At 44.3% G+C, this 26953-nt stretch carries 24 protein-coding genes and 1 pseudogene; 19 read left to right on the forward strand and 6 right to left on the reverse strand.

What is annotated here, in order from left to right; translation table 11 throughout:
- The coding region (locus tag GH808_RS12575; RefSeq protein WP_186843141.1) for a transposase at positions 1-697 on the forward strand (697 nt) is incomplete at its 5' end.
- A 36-nt stretch (positions 698-733) separates the two neighbouring features.
- Positions 734-2038 (forward strand): annotated as a pseudogene (locus GH808_RS12580) (MFS transporter); the annotation flags it as partial.
- A 62-nt stretch (positions 2039-2100) separates the two neighbouring features.
- On the opposite strand, the gene GH808_RS12585 reads toward GH808_RS12580, so the two are convergent.
- Both GH808_RS12585 and GH808_RS12590 read right to left on the reverse strand, forming a co-directional pair.
- Positions 2101-2334, reverse strand: a complete 234-nt coding sequence (locus GH808_RS12585; RefSeq protein WP_186843142.1) for a hypothetical protein — start codon at positions 2332-2334, stop codon at positions 2101-2103.
- Positions 2335-2401: 67 nt separating this feature from the next.
- A complete protein-coding gene (locus GH808_RS12590) occupies positions 2402-2659 on the reverse strand; it encodes a hypothetical protein (protein ID WP_186843143.1) in 258 nt (85 codons plus the stop codon).
- Positions 2660-2920: 261 nt separating this feature from the next.
- Here GH808_RS12590 and GH808_RS12595 point away from each other — a divergent pair, with 261 nt between their 5' ends.
- From GH808_RS12595 to GH808_RS12630, 8 genes are all read left to right on the forward strand, one after another.
- A complete protein-coding gene (locus GH808_RS12595) occupies positions 2921-3817 on the forward strand; it encodes a PHP domain-containing protein (RefSeq protein WP_186843144.1) in 897 nt (298 codons plus the stop codon).
- Positions 3818-4259: 442 nt separating this feature from the next.
- Positions 4260-5321: a hypothetical protein gene (locus GH808_RS12600; RefSeq protein ID WP_186843145.1), complete on the forward strand. Its 1062-nt coding sequence runs from the start codon at positions 4260-4262 to the stop codon at positions 5319-5321.
- Positions 5322-5476: 155 nt separating this feature from the next.
- Positions 5477-5833 carry a hypothetical protein gene (locus GH808_RS12605; RefSeq protein WP_186843146.1) on the forward strand — a complete coding sequence of 119 codons (357 nt, stop codon included), beginning with the start codon at positions 5477-5479 and terminating at the stop codon, positions 5831-5833.
- A gap of 19 nt (positions 5834-5852) precedes the next feature.
- The gene (locus GH808_RS12610; protein WP_186843147.1) at positions 5853-8189 is read left to right on the forward strand and encodes a putative bifunctional diguanylate cyclase/phosphodiesterase; all 2337 of its coding nucleotides are present in this window, start codon (positions 5853-5855) and stop codon (positions 8187-8189) included.
- Between the two features lie 157 nt (positions 8190-8346).
- Positions 8347-9141, forward strand: a complete 795-nt coding sequence (locus GH808_RS12615; protein ID WP_186843148.1) for an FAD binding domain-containing protein — start codon at positions 8347-8349, stop codon at positions 9139-9141.
- Positions 9131-9595, forward strand: a complete 465-nt coding sequence (locus GH808_RS12620; RefSeq protein ID WP_186843149.1) for a (2Fe-2S)-binding protein — start codon at positions 9131-9133, stop codon at positions 9593-9595. Before GH808_RS12615 ends, GH808_RS12620 begins: the two co-directional genes overlap by 11 nt.
- Positions 9592-11877, forward strand: a complete 2286-nt coding sequence (locus GH808_RS12625) for a xanthine dehydrogenase family protein molybdopterin-binding subunit (protein WP_186843150.1) — start codon at positions 9592-9594, stop codon at positions 11875-11877. The genes GH808_RS12620 and GH808_RS12625 overlap by 4 nt, the downstream gene beginning before the upstream one ends.
- Before the next feature lie 96 nt (positions 11878-11973).
- Positions 11974-12183, forward strand: a complete 210-nt coding sequence (locus GH808_RS12630) for a TOBE domain-containing protein (protein ID WP_186843151.1) — start codon at positions 11974-11976, stop codon at positions 12181-12183.
- Positions 12184-12259: 76 nt separating this feature from the next.
- Here the strand turns inward: GH808_RS12630 and GH808_RS12635 are convergent, their stop codons facing one another.
- The gene (locus GH808_RS12635) at positions 12260-12781 is read right to left on the reverse strand and encodes an excisionase family DNA-binding protein (RefSeq protein ID WP_186843152.1); all 522 of its coding nucleotides are present in this window, start codon (positions 12779-12781) and stop codon (positions 12260-12262) included.
- A 191-nt stretch (positions 12782-12972) separates the two neighbouring features.
- Here GH808_RS12635 and modA point away from each other — a divergent pair, with 191 nt between their 5' ends.
- From modA to amrS, 9 genes are all read left to right on the forward strand, one after another.
- On the forward strand, positions 12973-13770 hold the full coding sequence (modA, locus tag GH808_RS12640) for a molybdate ABC transporter substrate-binding protein (RefSeq protein ID WP_186843153.1): 798 nt from the start codon (positions 12973-12975) through the stop codon (positions 13768-13770).
- Between the two features lie 22 nt (positions 13771-13792).
- Entirely contained in the window at positions 13793-14476 is a 684-nt protein-coding gene (gene modB, locus GH808_RS12645; RefSeq protein WP_186843184.1) for a molybdate ABC transporter permease subunit, read from the forward strand.
- 4 nt (positions 14477-14480) lie between these two features.
- On the forward strand, positions 14481-15548 hold the full coding sequence (locus GH808_RS12650) for a sulfate/molybdate ABC transporter ATP-binding protein (RefSeq protein ID WP_186843154.1): 1068 nt from the start codon (positions 14481-14483) through the stop codon (positions 15546-15548).
- 284 nt (positions 15549-15832) lie between these two features.
- Positions 15833-17332: a CYTH and CHAD domain-containing protein gene (locus GH808_RS12655; protein WP_186843155.1), complete on the forward strand. Its 1500-nt coding sequence runs from the start codon at positions 15833-15835 to the stop codon at positions 17330-17332.
- A gap of 204 nt (positions 17333-17536) precedes the next feature.
- Positions 17537-18445, forward strand: coding sequence for a quinolinate synthase NadA (gene nadA, locus GH808_RS12660; protein WP_186843156.1), 909 nt, complete (start codon positions 17537-17539; stop codon positions 18443-18445).
- Between the two features lie 13 nt (positions 18446-18458).
- Entirely contained in the window at positions 18459-19775 is a 1317-nt protein-coding gene (locus GH808_RS12665; RefSeq protein ID WP_186843157.1) for an L-aspartate oxidase, read from the forward strand.
- Between the two features lies 1 nt (position 19776).
- Entirely contained in the window at positions 19777-20601 is an 825-nt protein-coding gene (nadC, locus tag GH808_RS12670) for a carboxylating nicotinate-nucleotide diphosphorylase (protein WP_207722331.1), read from the forward strand.
- A 55-nt stretch (positions 20602-20656) separates the two neighbouring features.
- Positions 20657-21172 (forward strand): transcription repressor NadR, encoded by a 516-nt coding sequence (locus GH808_RS12675; RefSeq protein WP_243166214.1) that lies wholly within the window; start codon positions 20657-20659, stop codon positions 21170-21172.
- 134 nt (positions 21173-21306) lie between these two features.
- Positions 21307-22137: an AmmeMemoRadiSam system radical SAM enzyme gene (gene amrS, locus GH808_RS12680; RefSeq protein ID WP_186843159.1), complete on the forward strand. Its 831-nt coding sequence runs from the start codon at positions 21307-21309 to the stop codon at positions 22135-22137.
- A 250-nt stretch (positions 22138-22387) separates the two neighbouring features.
- Here the strand turns inward: amrS and GH808_RS12685 are convergent, their stop codons facing one another.
- The 3 genes from GH808_RS12685 to uraA all read right to left on the reverse strand — a co-directional run bounded on the left by GH808_RS12685 (position 22388) and on the right by uraA (position 26884).
- Positions 22388-24304, reverse strand: coding sequence for an oxidoreductase (locus tag GH808_RS12685; protein WP_186843160.1), 1917 nt, complete (start codon positions 24302-24304; stop codon positions 22388-22390).
- A gap of 234 nt (positions 24305-24538) precedes the next feature.
- A complete protein-coding gene (locus tag GH808_RS12690) occupies positions 24539-25462 on the reverse strand; it encodes a magnesium transporter CorA family protein (RefSeq protein WP_186843161.1) in 924 nt (307 codons plus the stop codon).
- 81 nt (positions 25463-25543) lie between these two features.
- Positions 25544-26884: a uracil permease gene (gene uraA, locus GH808_RS12695; RefSeq protein ID WP_186843162.1), complete on the reverse strand. Its 1341-nt coding sequence runs from the start codon at positions 26882-26884 to the stop codon at positions 25544-25546.
- Positions 26885-26953: the final 69 nt, after the last annotated feature.

The raw sequence follows: 26953 nt of genomic DNA on the forward strand, positions 1-26953 counted from the left end.
TGACATCAACAGCCACAGCGACAGTCAATTCTGCAAAGAAACAATCAGCAAGCTGGGACATCAGGATGAAGCGGCCACCTTGCTGGCCGATGGCGCCTATGCAAGCACCGGCAATCACGAACAGGCCACCCAAAACAATATCGAACTAGTCACCACTGCATTAATCGGAAAAATACCCAATCCCGTACAGGGTGATTTTATCATCGATGCTGATAAGCATGAAGTGATCCAATGTCCAGCCGGAAACAAACCTTACAAAAGCAGGTACTACGAGAAAACCGGTATGTACCGGGCATCCTTTAATAAAAAGACCTGTGAACAGTTCCCTTTCAACGATCAATGTGGCGTAAAATCTCAGAAAAAATCAGCCTTCGTCATGATCTCCGAAAAAATGGTACAACGTGCGTCCTATCTGAAAAAACTATCGACGGAAGCATACCGAACCTTATCCAAAAAGCGCAATGGTGTTGAAGGGATACCTTCTGTTCTTCGTCGACGCTATCTCGTGGATCGTATCCCCGTCCGGGGATTAGTGCGCACAAAAATCTGGTTTGGCTTTAAAATAGGAGCCATTAATGCAAAGCGAGTGCTCAAAGGAGCCGCTGCTTTGCTGCAAAAATCAAACTTCAGTCAAACATTACATTATTTTCTTCCGAATCATCACTGGGGTGGAAATAATTTGAGTCTGGCTATTTAAAATGGGTGTTTTTGACACTCTAACCATGGTTTACCATCGTTTGGATTTCAAATTTTTATTTATGTAGAACTCATGTTTTTTTCGGCATTCCTGACAGATGCTGTCAAGATGCCAGTTGCATTGGCGGGGTCAGTTCTTATGATTACCAGTATCTTTGATCTTATCTGGGTGCCAGTCGCCGGGATCATTCTCCAGAAAAGCAATTTGAAGTGGGGGAAATTCCGGTCATGGCTGCTGATTGGTCCGCCGGTCGCAGCGATGCTCTATGTTCTCCAATTCCTGAAGATAGGCAGCTCGATGACAAACGCCATCACGGCGTGTGCCGGATTTATCATCGGTCATCTGGTTTTTGATGTTTACTATTCAGCACATATCGCAATGAACAGTGCCCTGACGGACAATGTGGATGAACGGGTTAAAATGTCGGCAAACAGAGGTATTTTTAACGCCCTGGGCTCGCTTACTTTCTCATATGTCGGGGTCAAAGCCATCCAGGGGATCAGCAAAGCGCTCAATGATCCGGCAATGGGTTACACCACGGTGGTAATCATGGTTGCTTTGCTCATGGTGTTATGTTACTGGACATTCTTCTTTCTGACAAAAGAATATGCTTTCCGCGGGACCGTGCCCGTAACCCAGAAAAAAGAGAGCATGTCAATTGCTGAAATACTCAAAGAATTGCTGCACAATCCGCCGCTAATCGGTTTGCTTTTAATTGATCTGGGTCGATATGTGGGCAAGTTTGTCGTGCTGGGTCTGTCATTCTACTATTTTAAATATGTCCTTAATGATCTGCCGGGAATGGCGATTTTTATGACCGGTTTAACACTTGTAATGCTGGTTTCAGCGACGCTCGCGACCACCGTCTCAAAAATATTTGGACCGCGTAAGGCTTATGTTGGTGCATTATGTATTTTCATTGCCGGTCTGCTCATTACCTGGCTGGTTCCAATGTCGCCGACCGCCTTCAAGATTGTCATGCTCGTATCCTTTATTGGCTATGGTCTGCCGGATGCTCTGGTAGTAGCCATGTATGCGACCTGTGTGGACTATGGAGAATGGCGTACCGGTAAAAACGTTCGCGGTTTTATCATGGCACTTCTGACGACGCCAATTAAAGTAGGAAATTTCATAAAAAGCGTGATCATCACAACGGCATTGGCATCGGCCAGCTATGTTGCTGATATGACACCGACACCGGAATTGATTCAGGGCATCAAAAATGGTTTTTGTCTGTATCCGGCACTGGTCATGATATTTGGCCTGGTAGTCTTTGTGATTCTCTCGCGGAAATTAAAAGACATGGAAAACGACATCGCTGCAAAAAAAATAAAAACATAATGAAACAGCCTCAAAAGGCGATGAAAAGCCCCTCTCGATTCATGAATCGCGAGGGGCTATTATTATTTTACTTCGGTTTCTTTATCAACCAGTAATTCGGACAGGATTTCGAAGAAGAAGCCTTTTGCCGATGCCAAAGATTCATTATAAGCGAACATCGCGAGCTTATGGTACTCGATGAATCCGTCGCTGTCAGTATAAGGTTTCAATCGCTGAAGAAAGTATTCGTCATCGATTTCATCTTCAAATTTCGTTTGCACGGTATTGAACACTGTGATCAATTCTTCCTTTGTCATTATTTGTCTCCTTTCGGGTTATTTCAACCAGCCGGTAATTGTGAAACGCGCAAAGAACAAACAAAAGTTATTGAGCTTGTTCTTCTTTTAAACACCAGTCTACGTATTCTCCCGGTTTATTATTTTCCCCAGGGACCCAGACGCTGATTACTAATTTTTCCAGCTTTTCCATTGACTCGGTGTCGTTTAATTCTTGAGCTTTTTCATAAGCTTTTAGGATCCAGTTTTTGGTGAGTTTTTGAAAATCTCCCCCTTCAGTTTGAATATAATCATGTCTTATATTCAATTTTCCATCAATCACTTTACTTGAGTATCTTAAGGCCATTTTTAAAACCTCCTCGAATTGTTTATTTGCTTAATTTGTTTATATTATAGCACATAAGTATATGTCAGGGCTTTTCAAATTATTTTTTATTTTTCTGGCTCAAAATCGTGAAATGCCAGAAATAAAAGTTGGGGAAATCGGTTCATGTGAGCTAACCATGTGGAACCGGTTTATGTGAAATGAAAATAATTTCAGTATTGACAGGGAATCAAAACAAGAATATGTTTAGATCAACAACTAAAATTTAAAAAGGAGGACCGAATGGGAAAGCTGGATCTACACGTTCATACCCGGGCAAGCGGAGATGGAGAACTGTCAGGTGAGGAAATCATCAGGCTTGCAGTCAAAGAAAATGTCACGACACTCGCGATCACGGACCATGATTCAATCGAAGAGGTTAAAAATGCGGTGGCCTGGGGAGAACGCCTGAATGTGGAAGTGATACCGGGTTCCGAAGTGTTTTGCCGAAACAAAGATAAACTGGTTCACATGCTGGCATACTACATCGATTTGGACAACTCCCCCATCGCCAGGATGATTGACAATATTCATGGGGATCGGAAACGGTGGCTTAAAGCTCAAATTGAATTGCTGGAGGAGAAGGGCTTTTATATCGATCAAAAATATGTCTATGAGTTCTGCAAGGACAATCCTCCGTTGCCATCCGCGGTCTCATACGCTATTTTTAAAGATGAACGAAACAATAGCAATCCTCTTGTCAGGGAATATAAAGAAAAATGCGAAAACCCGGTGCATGAATTTGTCCTGCGATTATTATTCTATGGGAAACCATTTTTTTCGCCTAATTATATTCCGGAAACCAAAGCGTTTATTGATGCGGTTCATCAAAGCGGCGGCGTTCCGATATTGGCACATCCGGGATACAAACAAATGGAAGTGGATTTTGACAACACGGCGTTCATTGACGATTTAGTAGCACAGGGAATTTCCGGGGTCGAAGCGTACTATACCACCCATACAGAAGAAGAAACGGCGAAATATCTGGCGTACTGCCAAAGACACCAATTAATTGTGACCGCCGGCAGTGATTTTCACGGAAAATTCAAGCCGTCCATTTCATTGGGCCAATTAAAGACAACTGATTATAAAATCGTTGAAGACTTAAAAAAAGAAAGAGACAAGATCCGACATATTTGAGCGGAAAATGCTGTTGAATGCCGCGGTTCAATTGCAAACGGAAAAAAAGACTAAAAGGCTGGTGCAAAAAAGTAAGATTGATTCATGATTACTTTTGGACGCCAGCTTTTTTGCGGGTGGTAATGAGTCAGCACTGGGCGAATGAACGGAAGATCAGGAATAAAAGCGAGCGTGTTTTGATGAGTGGTAAAAACAAATCCATATTTAGATAATAGTATAAACAATCTATAATACTCCTATATTAAAGAAAAGAAAAGACTTTGTTTGAAAAAGAATATGATTAAGCGTATAATTAAGAGGAAGAATACTTTTAGTAGCCATCTGATCGGAATGATTGATAAAAAATTCAGAGAGATCACCCCGGCAATCGTGCGCAATTGACGGTTGTCGGAGTGATCAGGAAAAAAATCGAGTAAATAAAAAAATAATAAGGAGTGAAAAGATGACTGATTTATTAAATACAGCAGTTTCACATAAAACGTTTGGCGATGGGACGATTACGGATATCGATAATAATTATATCACTGTTACGTTTGAGACTTGTAAAAAGAAATTTGTTTATCCAGAGGCGTTCAAAAATTTTTTAGAGCTTCATGATACTGTAATTTCGGAGAAAGTCAATGAAGTGATAAGAATAAAGGAAATACAAGAGCAGAAAGAAAAACAGGAACAGGAACTGATCGAGAAAGAGGAAGCAGCCAAGAAGCTTCAGGAAAGATTTAATGCCGAACTGCAGAAAAAAACATCAAAAAATAAGAAAAAAGCAGACGGGCATCGGAATCTTGCGTTTAAATGCAATTATTGCAATGGCGGAGAGTCGTCAGCTCAGATCGGTTATCAGGGGTTTTGCAGTGACGAAGTCATTGCGTACAATATCGACAAAAAACATCAGGCTGGGTGCAGCGATGAAAAGAGTCCCTGTCGATTATATCAGAATGGAAAAATGACCAGAGCAGAATTGGATGGTTTAATGAGCGGCGGGGATGAGCAGTGTCATATTTGTGATGAAAGCCAGATGCTCAAAATTTGGAAAGCTTCGGCAGGACGGGTGCAGTACGGCGATAACAAGGGCAAACCCAAGAAGCTGAAAGATTTGCCATGTAATAGTCTGGCTCTGCTGACCACCAGACTGCCGCGGGCGAAAGAAGAAGAGCGGATCATTTTCGGCATATTTTTAGTCGACGATGTCTTTGAGGGTGACGATGTCGATCCGGGCTATGTCGCTGCAAAAGCGCAATACAGCATCAAACTGACGCCTGAAGAAGCGATGAAAATGAAATTCTGGGACTTCTACACAAACCCCAATAAAAAGGATGTCATCCAGTGGGGTTCCGGTCTGTTCCGTTACCTCAATGACGATCAGGCGATCCAAATTTTACAGGCGGTGGTTGAATTAAAAGAAAATACGGCGGAAGCTCAATTGGCTACAGATATTTTAGACTATTTTTGCCAGATAAACAAAATAGCTATGGCTGTGCATGAAGAACAGAGTGCCAGTTTGTAGCGCTTTCCGGCAAGATGCAAAATGACAATCAACAAGAGCCGTTATTCAATTTTCAAATCATTTGAGGAGAAGAATTAGTGGTAAAATTTCAGAATCAGGGGTATATTAAAGGATATTAAAAATTTTCTGAGAATACGGGTGGAGGTGTAAAACTTATGATAAAAAAACAAGACAAGCAGATGCATCAGGTGCTTAAAAATTTTGTCATTATTTTTATACCGATTCTCATCATTGTGATGATCCTGACTTCTCTTTACGTGAGAATGAATATTGAGAATGAAAAAAGCATCATAAAAATCAAACAGATGAATACCGCTGAGATTGTCAATGCGAACGTTAAAATGATTTTTGAAGGAATCAATTCGGATGGCAGTATCATTCTGAACTCAAACGAATTGAATCTATTTATAAAAGAAAACAGTGTGACTGAAAACAGAAACGAAGTGATCCGCATGTTTTCAAATATCGGGTCCAACAAAAAAATACAATTCAATCCGGATTATCAACAATGACGGGTTTGAAGAAATAAGAGTGAATTACCAAAACGGAAAGGCCCAACCGGTGGCGGATAGTGCGCTGCAGTATAAAGGGGACCGGTACTACTTTTCGGAAGGAATGAAGCTGGCAAAAGGTGAGATTTACATATCTCCCCTGGATCTGAATGTTGAAAACAATCAAATTGAGACGCCGGAAAAATCGGTGATTCGTTTCATCATACCGCTCTTTAACGAAAATAATGAAAAAAAAGGGATATTAATTCTCGACTATCTGGCGCAGAATCTGTTGAATCAAATTAAAAGTGATTCAAACAATACAATGGGGATGGAAACCCTGCTGCTGAATGAGAACGGCTATTATCTGATCAATGATGGAAAGACTTTTTTATCGATCAACGACGATGCGAAAAACATTTCTTTTGGGGAAGAACAGCCTGATTTCTGGAAATCCATACAAAACAATGAATCCGGCTATTTTGAGGACGATAAAAACATCTTTTGTTTTGCGTCAATTTATCCATTGGACGGGTATCACAATATTCGATGGATACTGGTTGAGTATGTCCCGATGAGTGGCCTGAGCATTTTCAACAATGAAGCCAACCAAAAGATTATCACAATTTCAGTACTTTTGACGTTTGTTTTTTTGTTCGTCAGCCTGGTTGCCGCCTGGCTTTTGATGCAGAAAAAAGAAGCCAGCGAACGGGAAAAATTAACGGATAATATTTTCAAGAACTCCAAAGAAGGCATGATCATCATGGATGCACAAACACGGATTATTTATGTGAATCCTGCTTTTTCCCTAATAATCGGGTATTCGGAAGAAGAGGTACTGGGGCGAAAGCCGAGTGAATTCAAGAAAGATAAAAGACTGGAATTATTATACAATATGATCCGCAATGCAGTTAACGATTATGGAAGTTGGCAGGGGGAAATCCTCGATCAAAGAAAAGACGGGACAACCTATCCTCGCTACCTGACCGTTTCTAAAGTTTTTGACAGCAAAAGCAAGGAATTGATCAATTATCTGGAAGTCTTTGAGGACCTTACCAGTGCCAAAATGATCGAAGCGACCATTGATAAAATTAAAAACTATGATGAAATCACCGGGCTGCCAACTCAAATGCTGTTTGAACAGAAGATGAAAGATCTGATTAAGCAATATGACAACATCACCCTTATTATTCTGCAGATCACGAATTTCGATACCTTGTATGACAATCTGGGAAAGACTTTCGGAGCTGAAATTATAAAAGAAGTCACAAATCGCATCAAGGCATTTCTGAATGAAGAAGATCTGATCGGAAAATTCCATCGAGATCAGTTCATTGTTGCCAGGGTTAACAGCAGCGAAAAGCTGGAATTGGAGCATTTCCTCGACAAATTACTGTGCTTTCTGCAGGAGTCGATTGATATCAGCGGTAAAAAAAGCTATCTGAATATTTCCATCGGGGTCGCAATGTTTCAGGAGCATAGTGCGGATATTGAAAAACTGATCGGCTTTGCCAACATTGCCAAGAACTATGCCATCCAAACCGGGGACAATACCTATGTTTATTATGAAAAGGAAATAAAACATAATTATCTGAAAAACCTCAAGCTGGAAACGGAATTGAGAAGTGCCCTTAAAAAGAACGAGCTGAGTTTAAACTATCAGCCGCAGATCACAACAGGTACTGAAGAGATAGTCGGAATGGAAGCGCTGCTTAGGTGGAACAACGATGAACTGGGAAGAGTGGGACCGGATCAATTCATACCGGTTGCTGAAAAGACGGAATTGATTATTCCCATTGGAATCTGGGTTTTGGAAGAAGCCATTAAACAGAACAAAAAATGGAGCGAATTGACAAAACGCCGACTGGTGGTGGCGGTCAATCTATCACCGGTCCAGTTTAAAAACGATGATCTGCATGAGGTAATAAAACAGTTGCTGAATAAATATGATCTGCCGCCTGAACTCCTGGAAGTGGAAGTGACGGAAGGTATTCTGGTCAAAAACATCGACAGTATCAAAAGCAAACTGGATAAGATCGAAGCATTGGGCGTTAAGGTATCCATTGATGATTTTGGAACCGGCTATTCTTCATTGAAATACCTGCAGCGACTTAATTTTGACAAGCTGAAAATTGACCGCGAGTTTATCAAAGACTATCCGGAAAAAGACAATGGAAGTATTGCCAAAATGATCATCGGCCTGGCCAATCAAATTGGTTTGAAAGTATTGGCCGAGGGTGTTGAAACCAGGGAACAGTTTATCTTTTTAAAAGAAAACAGATGTGATGAAATTCAGGGATACTATTTTTATAAACCGATGACGGTCAGTGATTTTGAAAAAATGATTATCGATGAAAAAATGCAAAAGAAACAATGACGAATTGAAAACAGATTAAAAACCCCGTGGCTGGTGCAAGGCAAGACAGCAGCTGCGGGGTTTTATTTTTTTTGTTTCGGGTTCACTAAGTCTAATAAAATAGGGTAGATAAAAAGAAAGAAATTGTTTGTGATCACTATTTCAGGAGGATATCGTCATGAGAACGATCAATAAATTCGTCAAAGTGAAGACTTTGGCAGAAGCCTATGAATTGAATCAGAAACGGTCAAATGTCGTACTGGGAGGATTTATGTGGCTTAAAATGGGAAACCAGGCAATCCAGACCGCGATTGACTTATCGGGACTGGGTCTGGACCAAATTGAAGAGAATGATGAAGGATTCCAAATCGGCAGTATGTGTACGCTCAGGGATTTGGAAAGGCACGAAGGCCTTGATGAATATTTTCAGGGGGCCGTGAGGGAAGCAGTTCATCATATTGTCGGGGTTCAGTTTCGCAACGGGGCCACAGTTGGCGGAAGCGTTTTCGGACGTTATGGTTTTTCTGATGTGCTGACCTGTCTGATGGCACTGGACTGCCAGGTGGAGCTTTACCAACGAGGAATTGTGCCGCTGAAAGAATTTGCCCAGATGAAGCATGACAACGATATTCTGATGCGCGTCCTGATTAAAAAGGACGGCAGGAAAATTTCCTACCAGTCACAGCGTCATGCAAAAACGGATTTTCCGGTCATTGCAGTGGCGGTTGCCAGAAAAGAGAACCAGTTCTTCGTTTCGGTTGGAGCCCGGCCCATGAAAGCGGGCGTGATTGAAAAATCAGGCTGGCTGCCAGCCTCATCCCGCTCTGATCGGGAAATTGAAGCATTGGCAGACTGGGCCAAAGACCAGTTTATTTATGGCAGCAACATGCGCGCAACCAGTGAATATCGCGAACATCTGGCCTATGTTTATATAAAAAGAGGCGTTAAGGAGGTGCTGGGAAATGATCATTAAGCTATGGATCAACGATCAAGAAATAACCAAAGAAATAGATGGCGACGCCATTTTATTGGATTTCCTCAGAGATCATGACTGTTACAGCGTGAAGCGGGGCTGTGTGACATCAAACTGTGGTCTCTGTACGGTCATCATCGATGATAAGCCGGTGTTATCCTGTTCAACACTGGTGGCCAGAGCGGACAAAAAACATATCTACACCCTGGAGGGCCTTCAGGAAGAAGCCCGCGAGTTTGGCGAATGTCTGGCTGATCAGGGCGCGGAACAATGCGGATTCTGCAGCCCCGGACTGGTGATGACGGTGCTGGCGATGGTAAAAGAGCTTAAGAATCCTTCTGATAATGAGATCAATGAATACTTAAGCGGTAATTTATGCCGGTGCAGCGGATATATGGGGCAGCTGCGTGGCATTAAGGATTATCTTCAGAAGAAAGGCGGTGCGGGTAAATGAGGGCAGTCAATCAAGCGGTCAGAAAAAAGGATGCCATGTTGTTAGTTACCGGTCAGCCTGTCTATACCCAGGATCTTGCACCCAAGGATTGTCTGATTGTGAAAATTTTAAGGAGTCCCTACGCCCATGCGCTGATCAAAGAAATAAACACAGAACCCGCAACAAAGCTGCCGGGGATTGAATGCGTTCTGACATACAAAGATGTGCCGGATCAGCGCTTCACGCTGGCAGGCCAGACATTTCCGGAACCGAGCCCCTACGACCGGCTGATCCTCGATCAGCGGGTGCGGTTCGTTGGTGATGCCGTGGCCATAGTGGCAGGGGAAAATGAGCAGACGGTCGATAAAGCTCTAAAGCGGATTAAAGTAAAATATGAGGTTCTGGAGCCGCTGTTGGACTTCAGAACGGCCCGGGATCATAAAGTGCTGATTCATCCGGAAGCAAACTGGAAAAGCCTGTGCGATGTGGGAGCCGACAACACACGCAATCTCTGTGCCAGCAATGAAGAGAAAAACGGCGACGTGGATGAAGTGCTCGGCAGCTGTGAGTGGGTTATTGAACAGACCTACCACACCAAGGCCAATCAGCAGACAACGATGGAGACTTTCCGGAGCTATACCTATCGGGATCAGGCGGGGAAACTCACTTGTGTAACATCGACGCAGATCCCCTTTCATGTCAAGCGGATCCTGTCCAATGCCCTCGCACTGCCCGAGTCAGAGATACGGGTGGTGAAGCCGAGAATCGGCGGCGGCTTTGGGGCCAAACAGACGGCTGTCACCGAAATGTATCCGGCCCTTGTCACCCAAAAGACCGGCAAACCGGCTCTGCTTGTTTATTCCCGGCGGGAAAGTCTGATTGCGTCCGCACCGCGACATGAAAATGAAATCACAGTCCGGATCGGGGCAGACAAAAATGGGATCATCAGAGCAATCGATATGGTCACCCTTTCCAATACCGGGGCCTACGGAGAGCATGGACCCACGACGGTGGGTTTGTCCGGCCATAAATCGATTCCCCTTTACGGCAAGGTGGAGGCCTTCCGATTTAAGTATGACGTCGTCTATACCAATGTCATGTCTTCCGGCGCCTATCGCGGGTATGGGGCCACCCAGGGGACCTTTGCGCTGGAATCAGCCGTCAATGAACTGGCTGAAAAAATGAAGCTGGACCCGGTGCGGATTAGAGAAATTAACATGGTCAAGGAAGGCGCGGTCATGCCGGCCTATTACGGCGAGACGCTCAACAGCTGCGCATTGGATCGCTGCATGGCAAAGGCGAAGGAAATGATCGGCTGGCAGGAAAAATACCCCGGTATCGAGCTGAACAATGGAAAGGTGCGAAGCATCGGGGTTGCCATGGCGATGCAGGGTTCGAGCATTGCCAATGTCGATACCGCAGCTGTTTTTATTAAGGTCAATGATCAGGGGCATTATGATATGAAAATCGGCGCAACGGATATGGGAACCGGCTGTGATACCATCCTGGCGCAGATCGCGGCAGACTGCCTGAACTGTTCGGTTGAGCAGATCAGCGTGAGTGGGGTCGATACCGATGTTTCGCCGTATGACTCCGGCTCTTATGCTTCCAGCACCACCTATTTAACCGGGACGGCAGTCGTCAACACCTGTGAAACCCTTGTCGAGATGATTCGGAAAAAAGGGGCGGATCAGATGGGCTGCCCCATTGAAGACGTCGAGTTTGACGGCGACCGGGTACACCGGGTGTCTGGTAATGAATCAATCACTTTAAGAGCGCTTGCTAATGTCCAGGATCAGGATGCCGATTTATCAGCGACGGAGTCCTATTGTTCACCCGTGTCACCACCGCCTTTTGCAGTCGGTATGGCAGAGGTTGAAATTGACACAGAAACCGGCGCGATTGATCTGATTGATTACGTGGCAGTCCTCGACTGCGGCACTCCGATTAATAAAAGTCTTGTCCGGGTTCAAGCGGAAGGGGGAATTGCCCAGGGAATCGGCATGGCTCTTTATGAGGATATCGTTTATAGTCGGGAAGGCCGGAATTTAAGCAATTCGCTGATGCAGTACAAGATTCCAACCCGGCTGGATGTCGGAAGGATTCGCGTTGATTTTGCCAGCAGCTATGAGCCTACCGGTCCGTTTGGAGCCAAATCAATCGGGGAAGTCGTCATTAACACACCATCACCGGCCATTGCCAATGCGGTCTACAATGGTGTTCATGTGCATGTGCGGGAACTGCCGATTACGGCAGAAAAAATATATAATGGAATGAAACAACATAAAAACAAATCAAACTAAATAAATATTTATTTGACTTAAATAAGCTTATAAATTGTTATTTGAATTAAAATGGGTATATGATATAAGAAATAAACAAACTTCAAGGAGGTAGAAATGAAATTAAGTGCAAGAAACCAGCTCAAGGGAAAAGTTGTCGGGATTGATGAAGGGGCTGTGAATGGGATCGTGAAAATTGATGTAGGAAACGGCAATATCGTTTCAGCTACAATTTCGATGGCAGCGATCAAAGAACTTGGCTTGGCTGTTGGTGGCAGCGCGACGGCCGTCGTTAAATCAACGTCAGTTATGGTGATGGTCGATTAAAAAAACAAAAACGGCTTGATGGCCGTTTTTTTTCGCCCCTGAACCAGAAGAATCAAATAAAAAGCGATTCTTCCGGTTATTTGTAAACATTGACAGACATCGTTTTAAAAACAGCATACAATTCGCTGCCCTTTTGAATATTCATCTTTTCCAGGGATCTTTTTGTAATCAGAGATGTCAGCGGGATGCCGATGTCAAGAATAACCTTGGCGCTGTCTTCCTGTTCGATCAAATCAACAACTGTTCCCTTAAAAATATTTCGGGCACTGCTAGTGAAAGATTCCAGACTTAGGATGATATCCTCCGGTCGGATGTACAGTCTTACGCCTCCGGACAGATCGGTATGAACATGAATAGCTACATCACCGATTTTAACGTTTTTATCGTTGTTTTCGGTAAAAATAGTTCCCTGATAATTATTTTCAGATCCCTTTGATTTTAACAAGAATGCTTCATATTGAGCTTCAGAAATCCGGAGATGCTTTCCCAGTCGATGGGCATCAAGATCTCCACGTTTTATCATTTCATAAACGGTGTTTTTCGTTATTCTAAGTTTTTTGCTGATTTCTTCTGGAGTGTATAAAAGCTCTTCAACCATTTTCTCACCTCCTTGTTGTTTCTTCTTCTATTATAACCAATATCTGATAAATTTAAAAGAATTTAAATAATTTAATGATAAATAAAGTTTTGCAAAAAAAATCGAGTGATAATTTATTTGATTTAGCTTTCACATTGATATATAATCAAACATATTATAACACAATAAAACACAATAAAAGGAGAAAAGAAATGAAAATGTTGAAAAAGGTTTTTTTGCTCGTAGCGTTGTTGTCGATTGTTTTTGCCATGACCGGTTGCCAAACAGCGACTAAAGAAACTAAAACAAGTTCGGAACCGGTGACACTGACGATTTCCGCAGCAGCGAGTCTCAAAGACGCGATGGCAGAAATTCAGACCTTGTACCAGAAAGAAGCTTCGAATGTGACCTTGGCTATCAATTTTGGCGGTTCCGGCTCACTGGCCACCCAAATCGTCCAGGGTGCTGAGGTTGATGTGTTCATGTCGGCGTCGACAAAAGACATGACAACCGTAAAAGACGCCGGATTAATCGATGAGTCGACATTGAAAAATATCCTGGGCAATGAAGTCGTCCTTGTCGTGCCGAAAGATTCAACAGCGACGATTACTGATTTTGCCCAGGTGACTGATCCTTCAATTACTTCGATCGGCCTTGGTGAACCGACAACCGTACCGGCTGGCCAGTATGCAATTGATACTTTTACTTATTATGGGGTAATGGATCAAATTTCAGATAAAATTGTTTACGGCAAAGATGTTAAGGAAGTTTTGAACTGGGTAGAAACAGGAAATGTGGATGCGGGTGTTGTGTATTCAACCGATGCCAAAGCATCGACCGGAGTAAAAGTAGTGGCAACGGCATCGGCTGATTCTCATAAAGCGATTGTTTACCCGGCCGCCGTCATTAAAGCAAGCAAAAATGCGGATGCGGCAAAAGCTTTTAATGCTTATTTGAGCAGCGACGCCGCTAAACAAGTATTCAAAAAATACGGATTTACCACACTATAGATAACAGACAGGAGGGATTACTATCAATTTTGATTTTTCACCAGCATGGATCTCGATAAAGGTTACCGCAATAGCGACGATCATCATTTTTTTTCTGGGATTGGCGATTGCATGGCCAATGTCAAATTATAACGGAAAATGGAAGGGGGTCATTGATAGCATCCTCACCCTGCCTCTCGTGCTGCCGCCAACGGTAGCCGGGTTCGGTATACTGTTACTGATTGGAAAAAGAGGACCGGTTGGTCAATTTCTGAATTTATTTGGCTTCAATATTATTTTTTCCTGGTATGCAGCCGTTATTGCCGCGATTGTGGTGGCTTTTCCATTGATGTACAAAACGACAATGGGGGCGTTTGAACAGATTGATACCAATATTCTCAGTGCGGCCAGAACGCTGGGGGCTTCAGAATGGAAAGTGTTTTGGCATGTGGCGGTTCCTTTGGCCAGGCCGGGAATCGCTGCTGCGACGGCATTATCTTTTGCAAGATGTTTAGGCGAGTTTGGCGCGACCCTGATGGTTGCCGGCAGTATTCCCGGGAAAACAGAAACCATACCAATTGCGATTTATTTTGCGACCCAGGGCGGTGAAATGGAGGTTGCCATCATTTGGGTAGCGATTATTTTTGCGATTTCATTAACCGTCCTGGTGATCAACAACTATTGGGATAGCTATAAAAAGAAAGGGCGGTATGGTGCCGGAGCGTGATTAAATGGATCTTTTAGTTGACATAAAAAAGAAACTTTATGGCTTCCAGCTTGATGTCAGCCTGGAATCCCAAAGAGACATCATCGGTATTCTAGGGGCTTCCGGTTCGGGCAAAAGCATGATGCTGCGCTGCATTGCCGGTCTTGTGAAACCGGATGAAGGACAGATTATCGTTAATGGTAAAACATTTTTTGATTCAGAAAAAAAAATCGATCTGCCCATTCGGGAGCGCAAGATTGGCTTTTTATTCCAGAATTATGCACTTTTTCCGAACATGACGGTGAGTGAAAACATTGCCTTTGGACTGGATCATTTGTCAAAAGCGGACAAAAAAAATAAAGTGGCACAACTGATGGAAAAATACAATCTGGCCGGCCTTGAAAAACGATACCCCACTCAAATTTCCGGTGGACAGCAGCAACGTATCGCTCTGGCAAGGGCAGTCGCGGTTGAACCCGATATTTTATTGTTGGATGAACCCTTTTCGGCGCTGGATGTCCATCTCAGAAATCACATGATCAGAGAAATGTCAGAATCTTTAAAAGACTTTCAGGGAATGACGATTTTTGTTACCCATAACCGGGATGAAGCCTATCAACTGTGTGATCGCATTGCGGTTTTTAATGCCGGAAAAGTTGAAGCGTTTGGGGAGAAGGACAAGCTGTTTCAAAGGCCGGTTTCATTGGAAACTGCAAAAATCACGGGCTGCAAGAATATGGCCAAAGCAAGAAAGATATCGGAAAACACCGTTGCGGTGCCCGAGTGGGGCGTCAGGCTTGATTCAAAGATGAAGATTGAGCACGAAGAAGGCCATATTGGAATAAGAGCCAATCACATCCGGATTGTTGACGAAAGCACAAAGGAAAACTGTTTTAAGGTGTGGATTGCAGATGAAAGTGATGGACCATTTAGGACGTTCTTGTATCTGAAAATCGGTTCGCAACCGGAAAAGCTGGATGATTTTCATTTCCAGTGTGAAATAAGCAGGGAACAGCGAAATGAAATCAAAGACCGTTCCGGACCACTTTATGTCTATCTGAATCCGGAATACGTGTTTTTTGTGGAAAAATGATTGAAACCATATCTGAAGCAGACAACATCAGGCAATAATTGTCGGTACGACGTTAATGTTTTGCCGATATTCGCAAGGGACTTTTACGAAAGTCTCTTTTTTTGCATCGAAATGCGCTGTTGCTGCAAAAGTCAAGGCATCGCATCATCGGTGCTACAAAAAACGCGACTGAGAGCATAAAAAAATACGGGAAAATCAATGAAACATTCATTTTGTGGGTATGTAATACGATAAGAAAAAATTGCCGGTCAAGAGTGTGTGAAAAATGTAAAGGTGGGAGAATATTGGAAAATAGCCTCGAAAAAGTATTGCGATTGAAAATTGAAGATGCGGCGATATTCAGCCGGATCATGCAGGCGTTTTCGTCTCTGGAGGGATTTGAAGCAACACCGGTTAGTCGTAAGACAATCAATGATATTTATTACGATACCGAGAATAAAGACTTGTTTTCAGCCGGCTTCGAGTATTGCATCAGGGAAGAAGCGACAGGCTGCTCGGCAATACTGAATCAGCGCAATCTGAAAAAGCAAATCAACTTCATCCAGGAAAAACAGCAAACAAGTATCGAAATTGAGGGACCGGCTGCGAACCGTGCTTCAATAAAAGCACGGTTTGAGGATGACACGCTGGAAAAGATTGTCGGTGAAAGTGAACTGGTGCCGATTTTTTGCAGTTCATTTAGTCGGGAGAAGATGAATTTATTGAATAAAGATGAAACATGGATTGAAATTAACGGCGATCAGGGTGAAATATCGATAAATAATGTAAAAATGCCTCTGCTACAGTTGCAGCTGAAGCTCAAAAGCGGAAATACGGTGGAGTTGCTGAAATTGGCTGCGGTAATCATTCAAAAATTCGGTCTGATGATTGACGCGAAGAGTAAATATGATCATGGGCTGGAGTTGCTGGGGATCAATATGGAAGAAATGTATCCCAAAGAACAACTGAGAATAAGACCACGGGATAATATTGCGGATATGGCGCAAAAGATACTGGCATTTGGAATCAATGATGTTTTTAGTACCTATGTTTTCTTTCTGATGCATCCGGAAGAGCCGGAAAGCACGCATCAGATCAGAGTGAGAATCCGAAAATTAAGGGCAATACTGGCATTCTTCATGCCGCTTTGCAACCCGAAAAAATACCAGCAACAGCAGGAAAAACTGAGAAAAACGGGTCTTATGTTTTCGGACTTAAGGCAATTGGATGTTCTGCTGGAAGAAATAGAAAAAATGGAGCAAGACAGTGTGATCCCTGTCGCCGCACTTTCCTGTTTAACGATGAGACTGGCAGATAATCGGCAAAAAGAGCTGGCCGAGTTGTCCGCTTACCTGCAGCACAATGACATTACCTTAATGGTTCTGGAGCTCTGGATCTGGTTGTTGAATGAACCGTGGTCTGAATCTGAACTGCTGGCATTGTCGATAGAAAAATACATCAAAAAAGCACTGGCTACATGGCAAAAGAAGATCAACAAAGGCATCAAAAAAATAGATATGGAAGATAAAGAGAATATCCACAAGGTTCGTATCAGAAGTAAAAAACTGCGATACATAATGGAACTATTATCGCCGCTGCTTGGCAAAAAAAGCAGCAGATCGATCGGAAAATATGAGAAACTGCAGGATGATTTGGGCTATTTTCACGATGTCTATGTCAACAAAGAATTGCTGGAACAATTATTGGCACAAAGCGATGAAAAACAATTGCATTATGAGGCGGGAATGGTCGTCGGCTGGCAGACCTTGCAGGGAAATTTGAAAATGGAAAAATATCTTCAATGATATTGTCAATCACCTTAAATAAATTGATTTGAAAGTTAAGAATAAAAACACGTAAAAATCACCGAAAATGGTGGCTTTTACGTGTTTTTATTTCAGTGAAGAATTGTTAAACTAATAACTTTACAGACGACTTGTCATCTGTAAAGTTAAGTGCTATACTTTTTAGTAAAGAATTCCCTTGATGAGAAGCAGGAGGCAGAAAAATTGGAAACGATCGTAGCAAAAATAGAAAGACTCAAAAAAGAACAGGATGCTGTCATTTTGGCGCATTACTACGTTAATGACGACATTCAGGCAATCGCTGATTATGTGGGCGATTCCTATTATCTGAGTAAAATTGCAGTTGAAGTTCCGCAGCAGGTCATCGTATTTTGTGGCGTAACCTTTATGGGAGAAAGTGCAAAAATCCTGAATCCAGATAAAACAGTGATCATGCCGGAAGTTCTGGCGGATTGCCCCATGGCTCATATGGCATCGGTTGAAAAAATCAAAGCGGTTAGAGCAAAACAGGATGATCTTGCCGTCGTCTGTTACATCAATTCAACGGCTGAAATAAAAAAATATGTCGATGTCTGCGTGACTTCCTCGAATGCATTGAAGATTATCAAAACACTGCCGCAGAAAAATATTTATTTTGTTCCGGATGAAAACCTGGGAAGATACCTCGCAAGTATGATTCCGGAAAAGAATTTTATCTTGAACGACGGGTTTTGCCATGTCCATGATGAGATCATGATCGATGAGGTTGAAGCCGCGAAAGCCGCGCATCCCAAGGCAAAGGTATTGGTGCATCCGGAATGCACGATGAATGTGATAAATGTCGCTGATTATGTGGGCAGCACGTCCGGCATTATCGATTTTGCCGCAGACAGCGACGCCCAAGAATTTATTATCGGCACCGAAATCGGCGTTTTATACCAGCTGCAGAAAAAGAATCCGGACAAGAAATTCTATTCGGCCAACGCCGCTCAGGTCTGTCCCAATATGAAAAAAATCACACTTGAGAAGGTCGCTTTTGCTCTGGACAGAATGATCAATCAGATGGAAATCGACGAAGAAACACGCTTGCTGTCGGTACAATCGCTTGAAAGAATGCTGGAACTTTCAAAATAATGAGGAGTGCGAAATGAATAAAAAAATAGATATCATTGTGGTTGGAACCGGAGCTTCTGGACTTTTCTACGCACTGAACATGCCGGAGGAAAAGCAGATCCTGATGATCACCAAAACATCAGTCGATGCAAGTGATTCCTATCTGGCTCAGGGCGGCATTTGTGTACTGAAAAATGAGGATGATTATGATAGCTTTTTTGAAGATACCTTGAAAGCCGGCCATTACGAAAATGACAAAGCTTCGGTGGACGTGATGATCAGAAATTCGCCGGAAATTATCGGCGATCTGATGTCCTTTGGTGTCGAATTTGAAAAGAAAAATGGGAAACTTGCCTATACCAAAGAGGGCGCCCATTCAAAGGCGCGGATTCTCTATCACGAAGATTTAACCGGAAAAGAAATTACCAGCAAACTGCTGGCTCAGGTTAAAGCGAAAAAGAATATCGCGATCCTTGAGGAAATGACGATGGTGGATTTGATCTGTGAAGCTAATGTCTGTTATGGTGTGGTGGCGTGTGATAAAAAAGGCTGTATTAATCTGTTTGAGGCGGATTATGTCGTGCTGGCATCCGGGGGCTTAGGCGGGCTGTTTGACAGTTCCACCAATTTCAGCCATTTAACTGGGGACGCCCTGGCGATTGCCCTGAAACGAAAGATCGCGTTGGAAAATATCTCCTACATTCAAATTCACCCCACCACACTCTATTCTCAAAAACCTGGCAGACGTTTTCTGATTTCGGAATCAGTGCGGGGTGAAGGGGCTGTTTTATACAACCGGAAGATGGAACGTTTTGTCGATGAACTGCTGCCTAGGGATTTGCTCACCCGGGCCATTCGCGAGCAGATGGAAAAGGATGCGAGTGATTTTGTCTGGCTTTCAATGAAAGCGATGGGGAGTGAGAACATCAAAAACAGATTCCCCAATATCTACCGGCATTGTCTGGAAGAGGGCTATGATGTGACGAAAGAATTCATACCCGTCACGCCGGCTCAGCACTACTTCATGGGTGGAATTAAGGTTAATCTGGACAGTAAAACTTCCATGGACCATTTATATGCGGTTGGGGAAATCAGCTGCAACCGGGTTCATGGAGCCAATCGGCTGGCCAGCAATTCGCTATTGGAAAGCCTGGTGTTTGCCAAACGGGCCGCCACTGATATGATGAAGCGTTATGAGACAATCGCAAAAAACATCGAACAAGAAAAATACAGCATTGATATGGACGATTTCAAGGATCTGGAGAAACTGAAAACAGATTATAAAGAAAGCATCCTGGCTGAAATTGAAAGGAGTAAAGTTGTTGAATTATTCAATCACGCAAAAGCTTAACATGGATGAACTGATCCTGCTGGCCCTGAAAGAGGATATTACCAGCGAAGACATTACGACGAATGCCATTATCCAAGAGGGACACCGAGCCGAAGTGGAGCTGATTTGCAAGGAAGACGGGATGATCGCCGGCCTGGATGTTTTCCAGCGGGTCTTTGAATTGCTGGATGAATCGGCAGAATTCAAGCGCTTTTTCGATGACGGAGCGTCCGTAAAGGCGAAGGATCGCATCGGCATCGTTTCAGCTGATACCAGAACGCTGCTTTCCGGAGAAAGAACGGCGCTTAATTATCTCCAGCGCATGAGCGGCATCGCAACTTATACCCAAAAATCAGTGAAACATCTGATCGGGAAAAAGACCAAACTGCTGGATACCAGAAAAACGACGCCGAACATGCGGATTTTTGAAAAGTACGCCGTGAAGGTCGGCGGTGCCTATAATCATCGCTTCAATCTGTCGGACGGCGTTCTGATCAAGGACAATCACATCAATGCTGCCGGCGGGGTCAAAGCAGCGGTTGCGGCGGCAAAAGAATACGCGCCCTTTGTCCGCAAGATTGAAGTCGAAGTTGAAAATCTGGAGATGCTGGCTGAAGCGCTTGAAGCCGGAGCGGATATTATCATGCTGGACAATATGGATGCCGCGATGATGAAGCGGGCGGTTGAGATCGTCGGTGGCAGAGCTGTTACCGAGTGCTCGGGGAATGTAACGGAAGAACGGTTGAAGGAAATAGCCGAAATCGGCGTTGACTATGTATCCTGCGGCGCATTGACGCACTCGGCACCGATTCTTGATTTATCGATGAAAAATCTGCGCATATTATAAAGGTTGCCTTCGGTCTGATATGTGATAAAATATTAAGTAAACGAAGGGAGTGTGAATGATGAAAAAAGAAGAGAGACAACAGGATATCATCAAAAAACTCAGAGCATCCAAAACCGCCATTTCCGGGACGGCTTTGTCAGAGCTGTATCATGTTAGTCGGCAGAGCATTGTTCAGGATATTGCACTTCTAAAGGCATCAAACCATCAAATCATCTCGACAAACAAAGGCTATCTTCTGGTGGAGCCACCGGCCAAACAAAAAGTATTCAAGGTTTGTCACACCAACCAGGAAATCACCGATGAGTTATACACCATCGTTGAAGCCGGTGGGTTCGTCAAGGATGTTTTCGTGATGCATGAAATTTACGGAAAAATCACCGCCGACCTGTCGCTGGCATCCCGCGAAGACGTCGATGCATTTGTGGCTGGTCTGGACGAAAGAAACACGAGTCCGCTGATGAAGCTCACCGATACCTATCATTACCACACTGTGGAAGCGTTGTCAGATGAAATACTTGAGTTAATTGAAAGAAGACTCAGGGAAAAGAAATATTTTGTGGTCAACGAGTGAGTTTTTTCATATCCGCCTGGGTATAACAATAATGACATTAACAGAGAAGAAGACATCGGGTTTTCTTCTTTTTTTATTTGTGCGAAAGAAACGCGCGAGCGATAACCACAGAATATCATGAAAGGTGGTACAAGATGAGTAAAGTCGAATGTCAGTTATGTCCGCATCACTGCAAACTAAATGAAGATGGTATCGGATTCTGTCGGGCGCGAATCAACAAATCCGGTCAGATTGTCGCATTGAATTATGGACTGATAACCTCAATTGCATTGGATCCGATAGAAAAAAAGCCGCTGCGCCGGTTTTTACCCGGAAGCAGCATTCTGTCTGTCGGCAGCTTTGGATGCAACCTGCGCTGTCCGTTCTGTCAGAATTATGAGATTTCACAGGCGGGATTTGAGGAAGCCTACGCCCGCAAGATGAGTCCGGAAAGTCTGATCGAAAATGCGCTTGAGCTTAAAGGCCAGGGCAATATCGGCGTGGCGTATACCTATAATGAACCGCTGGTAGGCTATGAGTTTGTGAGAGACTGCGCAAAAGTCGCCAAGAAAAACGGACTCAAGAATGTAGTGGTGACCAACGGCTGCTTCTGTGAAGAACCGATGCGGGAACTGTTGCCGGATATTGATGCGTTGAACATCGATTTAAAGGGGTTTACCCAGAAATTTTATGACAAACTGAAGGGCGATCTGGAAACTGTGAAACGTACCATCCAGGTGGCAACCGAATACAGCCATGTGGAAGTGACCACCCTGATTGTTCCGGGTGAGAACGACAGCGATGAGGAAATCCGCGAGCTGTCGCAGTGGCTGGCCACGGTGGGCAAGGATATTCCTTTGCATATCACACGCTTTTTCCCGAATTACAAGATGCTTGATCGCAATGCAACAGAGGTTGCCGCCGTCTATCGGCTGGCTGATATCGCCCGGGAATCGCTGGAGTATGTTTATGTTGGCAACTGCTGATACTAATTCTATTGACAAACTGCATCGTACCGACCAATTGTAAATCAGTTGCGTGCTGCAATGCGTACAGGCTACGCCGTGTACGCCTTGATGCACAGAGCCTGCCCCTTAGGGTGCAACACGATGTTACAATTGTCGGTACTGTGAAAAGGTTTGTTCAATTGGTGTTGTGTAGAAGTCTGTTTGAAATAAATAAACGTTCCGCTACAACAGACAAAATATTGACAACGCAATTGAATGGTTAAAAATACTAGATATCCAGACCGGCATTATAACCGGCTGTTGTTGCGGTGTATAGGGTACCGCTGCTGGTGGTGCAGTCTCCGATGCAGAAAACATCGTCCACCAGACCGGCGAATTTCGAAACCTCTGAAATATTCGGCTTGACACCGAGGGAAATGATCAATGTATCAAAGGACACTTCCTTTTCTCCGGCCGCTCCTTCAATCAGAACGGAGTGCTCGCTGACTTTTGTCAGTCGATGCTCGGAGAGGATGGCGACCTGCTCTTTTTTTAATAACTGCAGCAATGCCGTCATCGGAATCGGCGATGGCGTGTGCATCTCCTTCTCACTGACCATTTCAATAATGGTGACATTTTTCCCTTTTCGCGCCAGGTTTAAAGCGGTTTCGCAGCCAGTCAAACCGCCGCCGGCGATGACGACCTCTTGTCCCACTTCTGCGGTTCCGGCTTCCACATCACCGACCCAGACGCTGTTTTCGCCATTCAAACCAGGGATGGGCGGGATATTGCTTTCGGCCCCCACGGCGATGATTAATGCATCCGGTGATTCTGCCAGGATTCTTTCAGGTGTGGCTTCAGTGGCCAGCTTTATCTGAACCTGCGGATGCCGGCTGGTCATTCGAATGGCCCAGTCCAGATAATTTTTCAGATCGGCTTTAAAATCCGGGGTGACAGCCAGTCTCAGTGTTCCGCCAAGGCAATTTCCTTTTTCAAAGAGAACGACATCGTGCCCCCGGTCACCGGCGGTTCTGGCAGCTTCCATTCCGGCCGGACCGCCGCCGACGATGACGACTTTTTTCTTCTGCTCGGCCGTTGCGGGAATATCTCTCAATTCAAACTCGCGACCGACCTTCGGGTTGGCGGCACAGGCGATTCGCAACGGTTCCATGCCGTGGGTTCGGTTGAGACAGAGAACACAACGAATACAGGGACGAATTTCTTCTTCCCGGCCGGTTCGCGCTTTATTGACACTTTGAGGATCAGCGATGACAGTCCGGATCATCGCGCAGATATCCGCTTCGCCATGGTCGATGATTTCAGCCGCCAGGTCCAGATCGATCGAGCCGACCGTGGTGACGGGGATCGTGATGCCCTCGGCTTTTTTTATTTTGGCGGCATAATGGGCGTTGTAGCCGCGCTTAAGATAAGTGGGCTGGGTTGTGATCGGAACCATTTCATCATCCAGCAGGACGCCGGCGGAGATATGAACCAGATCAATTTTGTCCTGAATCAGTTTAATGTATGCGATGGTTTCATTCAATTCCACGCCGCCGGGAACTAATTCTTCGGCACTTAAACGGAATTCGATGGCGAGTTTATTGCCGACTTTCGCCCGGATGCCTTCCAGCAGCTCGCGGACAAAACGGGCCCGGTTTTCGAGGCTTCCGCCGTATTTGTCGGTTCGGTGATTGAACAGGGGCGAAAAGAAATTGCTGACGAGAATGCCGTGACCGCCGTGGATCAGGATCATATCCATACCGGCTTTCATGGCTCGCTCAGCGGCATCGGCAAACATCCTGATCCAGCCGTCGATATCTTCCTGGATCATCATGTCGATCGGTGATTTGCCCTCTTCCGGCAGATCGTGACCCATGGCAAAACCGGCCAGTTCGATGGAGGCTTTGGCGCCGTAACGATGAATGGTGTCGGCAAGGACAGCCAGACCGGGAACGACGTTGTTGTCGCCCATGTTGAGACAAAAACCGTTCATATGTCCAAAAGGCGGTGTGACCATGGAAATGCCGACGGTGACAATACCGGCGCCGCCTTGTGCAAGTGCTCTGGTCCATTCGATCAGTTCGGGTGTGACAAGGCCTTCTGCAGAAGCCAGCCGGGGCGCAGCGGGGGATGTTTCAATCCGATTTTTGACAATCATGTTGCCAACTTTGATTGGCGTGAAAATACTGTGATACTTACTGTTCATATGAAACCTCTTTCTATGAGATGTTTTGGCGGCTGCGAAGCAACCGTGAGAGTTGCTGCCGGTTTGCATGAAACGATTGACAGCGATTTAATCCAATACTAACAGTAGCAGAAAGTTAATACAACGTCAGATTATCCAAAAAAGAAAGAGATTTCTGTTGTAAAATGCCAATGGTTTGATTTGCGTGGGGAAACGCGATTCTTTATCAGCTGATTAAAAAAAACAAGTGGTTAATTAAAACCACTTGTTTTTTTTGAAATAAATAAGCGTTCCAATGGCAACGGTAATGGACAACACGATGACAAAGGGGTAGCCGTATGTCCAGTGAAACTCAGGCATCATGATATTCATCCCGTACCAGCCAACAATCAGTGTCAAAGGCAGGAAAATGGAAGTGATAACGGTGAAAATTTTCATGACGTAGTTCAGACTAATGTCCAACTGGGCCTGATAGGCCTCTCTGACCTGGGTGACATAGTCTCGCAGGTTGAGCACACTCATATAAAGCCGATTGATGCGCTTGGTCAAAATTTTAAAATAGCGCAGCTTTTCGTCATTAAACAGGCTGTTTTCATTTTCTTCAATGGCTTCGGATATTTCCAGCAGCTGTTCATAATACTGCTTGAGACCCAGCAGTTTTCTCCGGAAAACAACGAGTGAATCGACAAAATCATCTTTAATCGAGACAATTAGTTCTTCCTCAAGATTTGAGATTTCTTCTTCGATGCCTTCAAGGACAAGCCGGTCATCAAAAGTCAGTGCTTCAAAGAACAGATGGAAAAACCTGCCCAAACTGGGGATTTTTATTTCTTCAGAAAGACTACTGGTGATGATATCATTGATGAACTCACTGCGGTCAGTGATAAACAACAGCAGGTTTTCTCTAAAATAAATGCAGGTGTGTTCGGGCTTTTTGTTCTGTCGGATGGTCTCCGGTATCATGAGGGTGATAAAATCAAAACCGTCATAACCTTCAAACTTGGAATTGCCCTCACGCATGCATTCATCGAAAATTTTCTGACTGATCCCCAGCTGCAAGTAAACAGCAGGAAGGGTATCAAAATCAAGAATACACAGATGCGTTTGACTTTGATCGTTTAGAACCTGCTCAAAAGAATCAATTTTTAAAGTGTTATCATCAAGAAGATATACCAGCATTGATAGTTCCTATCCTTTCTCGAAATACACAACTTCAGGCCATCATACCACCATACCACCATTATAAGCTGATCAATCTGATTAAGGCTGATCGTAAAGATGCTCTTCATCGCGGTCGTTGGTAAGTTTAAGTCTGTCCAGAATATAAAAGGTGAGGCTTAAAACCATGCCGACTACAGCGGAAAGAACCATACCAGATAGCTTGATGCTGCCAAAACTTATAGCGACACCCGATAAACCAACAACGAAGATAACGGAAGTTAAAGCCAAATTTCTGGATTTACCGTAATCAACCTGGGCTTCAACCAGGATACGAATACCGGAAGCACCGATCATCCCGTAAAGCAGGAAAGAGATTCCGCCAATAACCGGGCCGGGGATGGTGCTGATCAACGTCGAAAGTTTTCCCACAAAACCACAGATGATGGATAAAACAGCGGCGCCGGCTATAACCTGAACGCTATACACTTTCGTGACCGCCATGACGCCGATATTCTCGCCGTAAGTGGTGGTAGGAACAGAACCAACTAGACCAGAAAGGGTAGTCGAAATATAATCAGCCAGCAGAGAACGATGTAGACCGGGATCCTTGATTAAATCCCTGCCCACAACTTTTCCGGTGACAATCTGATGTCCGATATGTTCAGAAGAAATAACCAGAAGAACCGGCAGGATCATGATGATCGCTTCTGTTTTAAAGGCCGGAAACTGAAAATTCGGCAAAGCAAACCATGGTGCATTGGCGACTGCCTGAAAAGTAGTGGAGTCAATCACGCCGGTTGCGATAGCCGTTGCGTAACCGGCAACAATCGCGATCAGTATCGGGATAACAGAAAAGAATTTTCGAAACAGTACCGATCCGAAAACGGCAAACCCGAGGGTTACCAGAAAAACAATGGCATTACGCGGATCAACGGCAGTGACAACCTGCTGATAAAGACCGGTTGCATTATCCAGCACATAACTGGTTTTACTTAGAATTCCTCCGGTACTAGCAGCCGTACCCGCAAGTTCAAGTCCGATTAATGCGACCACAGGTCCCATCGCAGCCGGCGGAAGAACAACATCGATCCAATCCGTGCCAAACTTATAAATAATTCCAGCGAGGACACATCCGCACAAACCAACCGCAACAAATCCGCCGAGTGCATAAGAATACCCCCAGGTTGCGATAACAATGCCGGCAGGGGCTAAAAAGGCAAAACTTGAACCAAGGTAGGCTGGCGACTTACCTTTGGTAATCACAATAAACAACAGGGTGCCCACACCGTTCATAAAAAGAACAATCGCGGGATTGATGCCAAAAAGGAAAGGAACCAATACTGAGGCGCCAAACATGGCAAACATATGCTGCAAACTCAATGGCGCAAGCATTTTCAGGGGAACCTTTTCCTCCACTTGTATAATTTTTTGATTTTCCAAAATTTTCCTCCATTCTTTATTTTCCTTTGAGATTATAACACAGTTATGAAACAGCGGAAAGAATATTTA

This window comes from Acetobacterium fimetarium (assembly GCF_014284475.1).
GTDB lineage: Bacteria > Bacillota > Clostridia > Eubacteriales > Eubacteriaceae > Acetobacterium > Acetobacterium fimetarium.

Excerpts from the sequence above, each read along its gene's own strand:
- GH808_RS12690 (WP_186843161.1), bottom strand. The coding sequence starts at position 25,462 with ATGCTGGTATATCTTCTTGATGATAACACTTTAAAAATTGATTCTTTT.
- GH808_RS12600 (WP_186843145.1), top strand. The coding sequence starts at position 4,260 with ATGACTGATTTATTAAATACAGCAGTTTCACATAAAACGTTTGGCGAT.
- GH808_RS12625 (WP_186843150.1), top strand. The coding sequence starts at position 9,592 with ATGAGGGCAGTCAATCAAGCGGTCAGAAAAAAGGATGCCATGTTGTTA.
- GH808_RS12620 (WP_186843149.1), top strand. The coding sequence starts at position 9,131 with ATGATCATTAAGCTATGGATCAACGATCAAGAAATAACCAAAGAAATA.
- modA (WP_186843153.1), top strand. The coding sequence starts at position 12,973 with ATGAAAATGTTGAAAAAGGTTTTTTTGCTCGTAGCGTTGTTGTCGATT.
- GH808_RS12675 (WP_243166214.1), top strand. The coding sequence starts at position 20,657 with ATGATGAAAAAAGAAGAGAGACAACAGGATATCATCAAAAAACTCAGA.
- nadC (WP_207722331.1), top strand. The coding sequence starts at position 19,777 with ATGGATGAACTGATCCTGCTGGCCCTGAAAGAGGATATTACCAGCGAA.
- GH808_RS12595 (WP_186843144.1), top strand. The coding sequence starts at position 2,921 with ATGGGAAAGCTGGATCTACACGTTCATACCCGGGCAAGCGGAGATGGA.
- GH808_RS12605 (WP_186843146.1), top strand. The coding sequence starts at position 5,477 with ATGATAAAAAAACAAGACAAGCAGATGCATCAGGTGCTTAAAAATTTT.
- amrS (WP_186843159.1), top strand. The coding sequence starts at position 21,307 with ATGAGTAAAGTCGAATGTCAGTTATGTCCGCATCACTGCAAACTAAAT.
- GH808_RS12615 (WP_186843148.1), top strand. The coding sequence starts at position 8,347 with ATGAGAACGATCAATAAATTCGTCAAAGTGAAGACTTTGGCAGAAGCC.
- GH808_RS12635 (WP_186843152.1), bottom strand. The coding sequence starts at position 12,781 with ATGGTTGAAGAGCTTTTATACACTCCAGAAGAAATCAGCAAAAAACTT.
- GH808_RS12630 (WP_186843151.1), top strand. The coding sequence starts at position 11,974 with ATGAAATTAAGTGCAAGAAACCAGCTCAAGGGAAAAGTTGTCGGGATT.
- GH808_RS12685 (WP_186843160.1), bottom strand. The coding sequence starts at position 24,304 with ATGAACAGTAAGTATCACAGTATTTTCACGCCAATCAAAGTTGGCAAC.
- GH808_RS12585 (WP_186843142.1), bottom strand. The coding sequence starts at position 2,334 with ATGACAAAGGAAGAATTGATCACAGTGTTCAATACCGTGCAAACGAAA.
- GH808_RS12665 (WP_186843157.1), top strand. The coding sequence starts at position 18,459 with ATGAATAAAAAAATAGATATCATTGTGGTTGGAACCGGAGCTTCTGGA.
- GH808_RS12650 (WP_186843154.1), top strand. The coding sequence starts at position 14,481 with ATGGATCTTTTAGTTGACATAAAAAAGAAACTTTATGGCTTCCAGCTT.
- GH808_RS12590 (WP_186843143.1), bottom strand. The coding sequence starts at position 2,659 with ATGGCCTTAAGATACTCAAGTAAAGTGATTGATGGAAAATTGAATATA.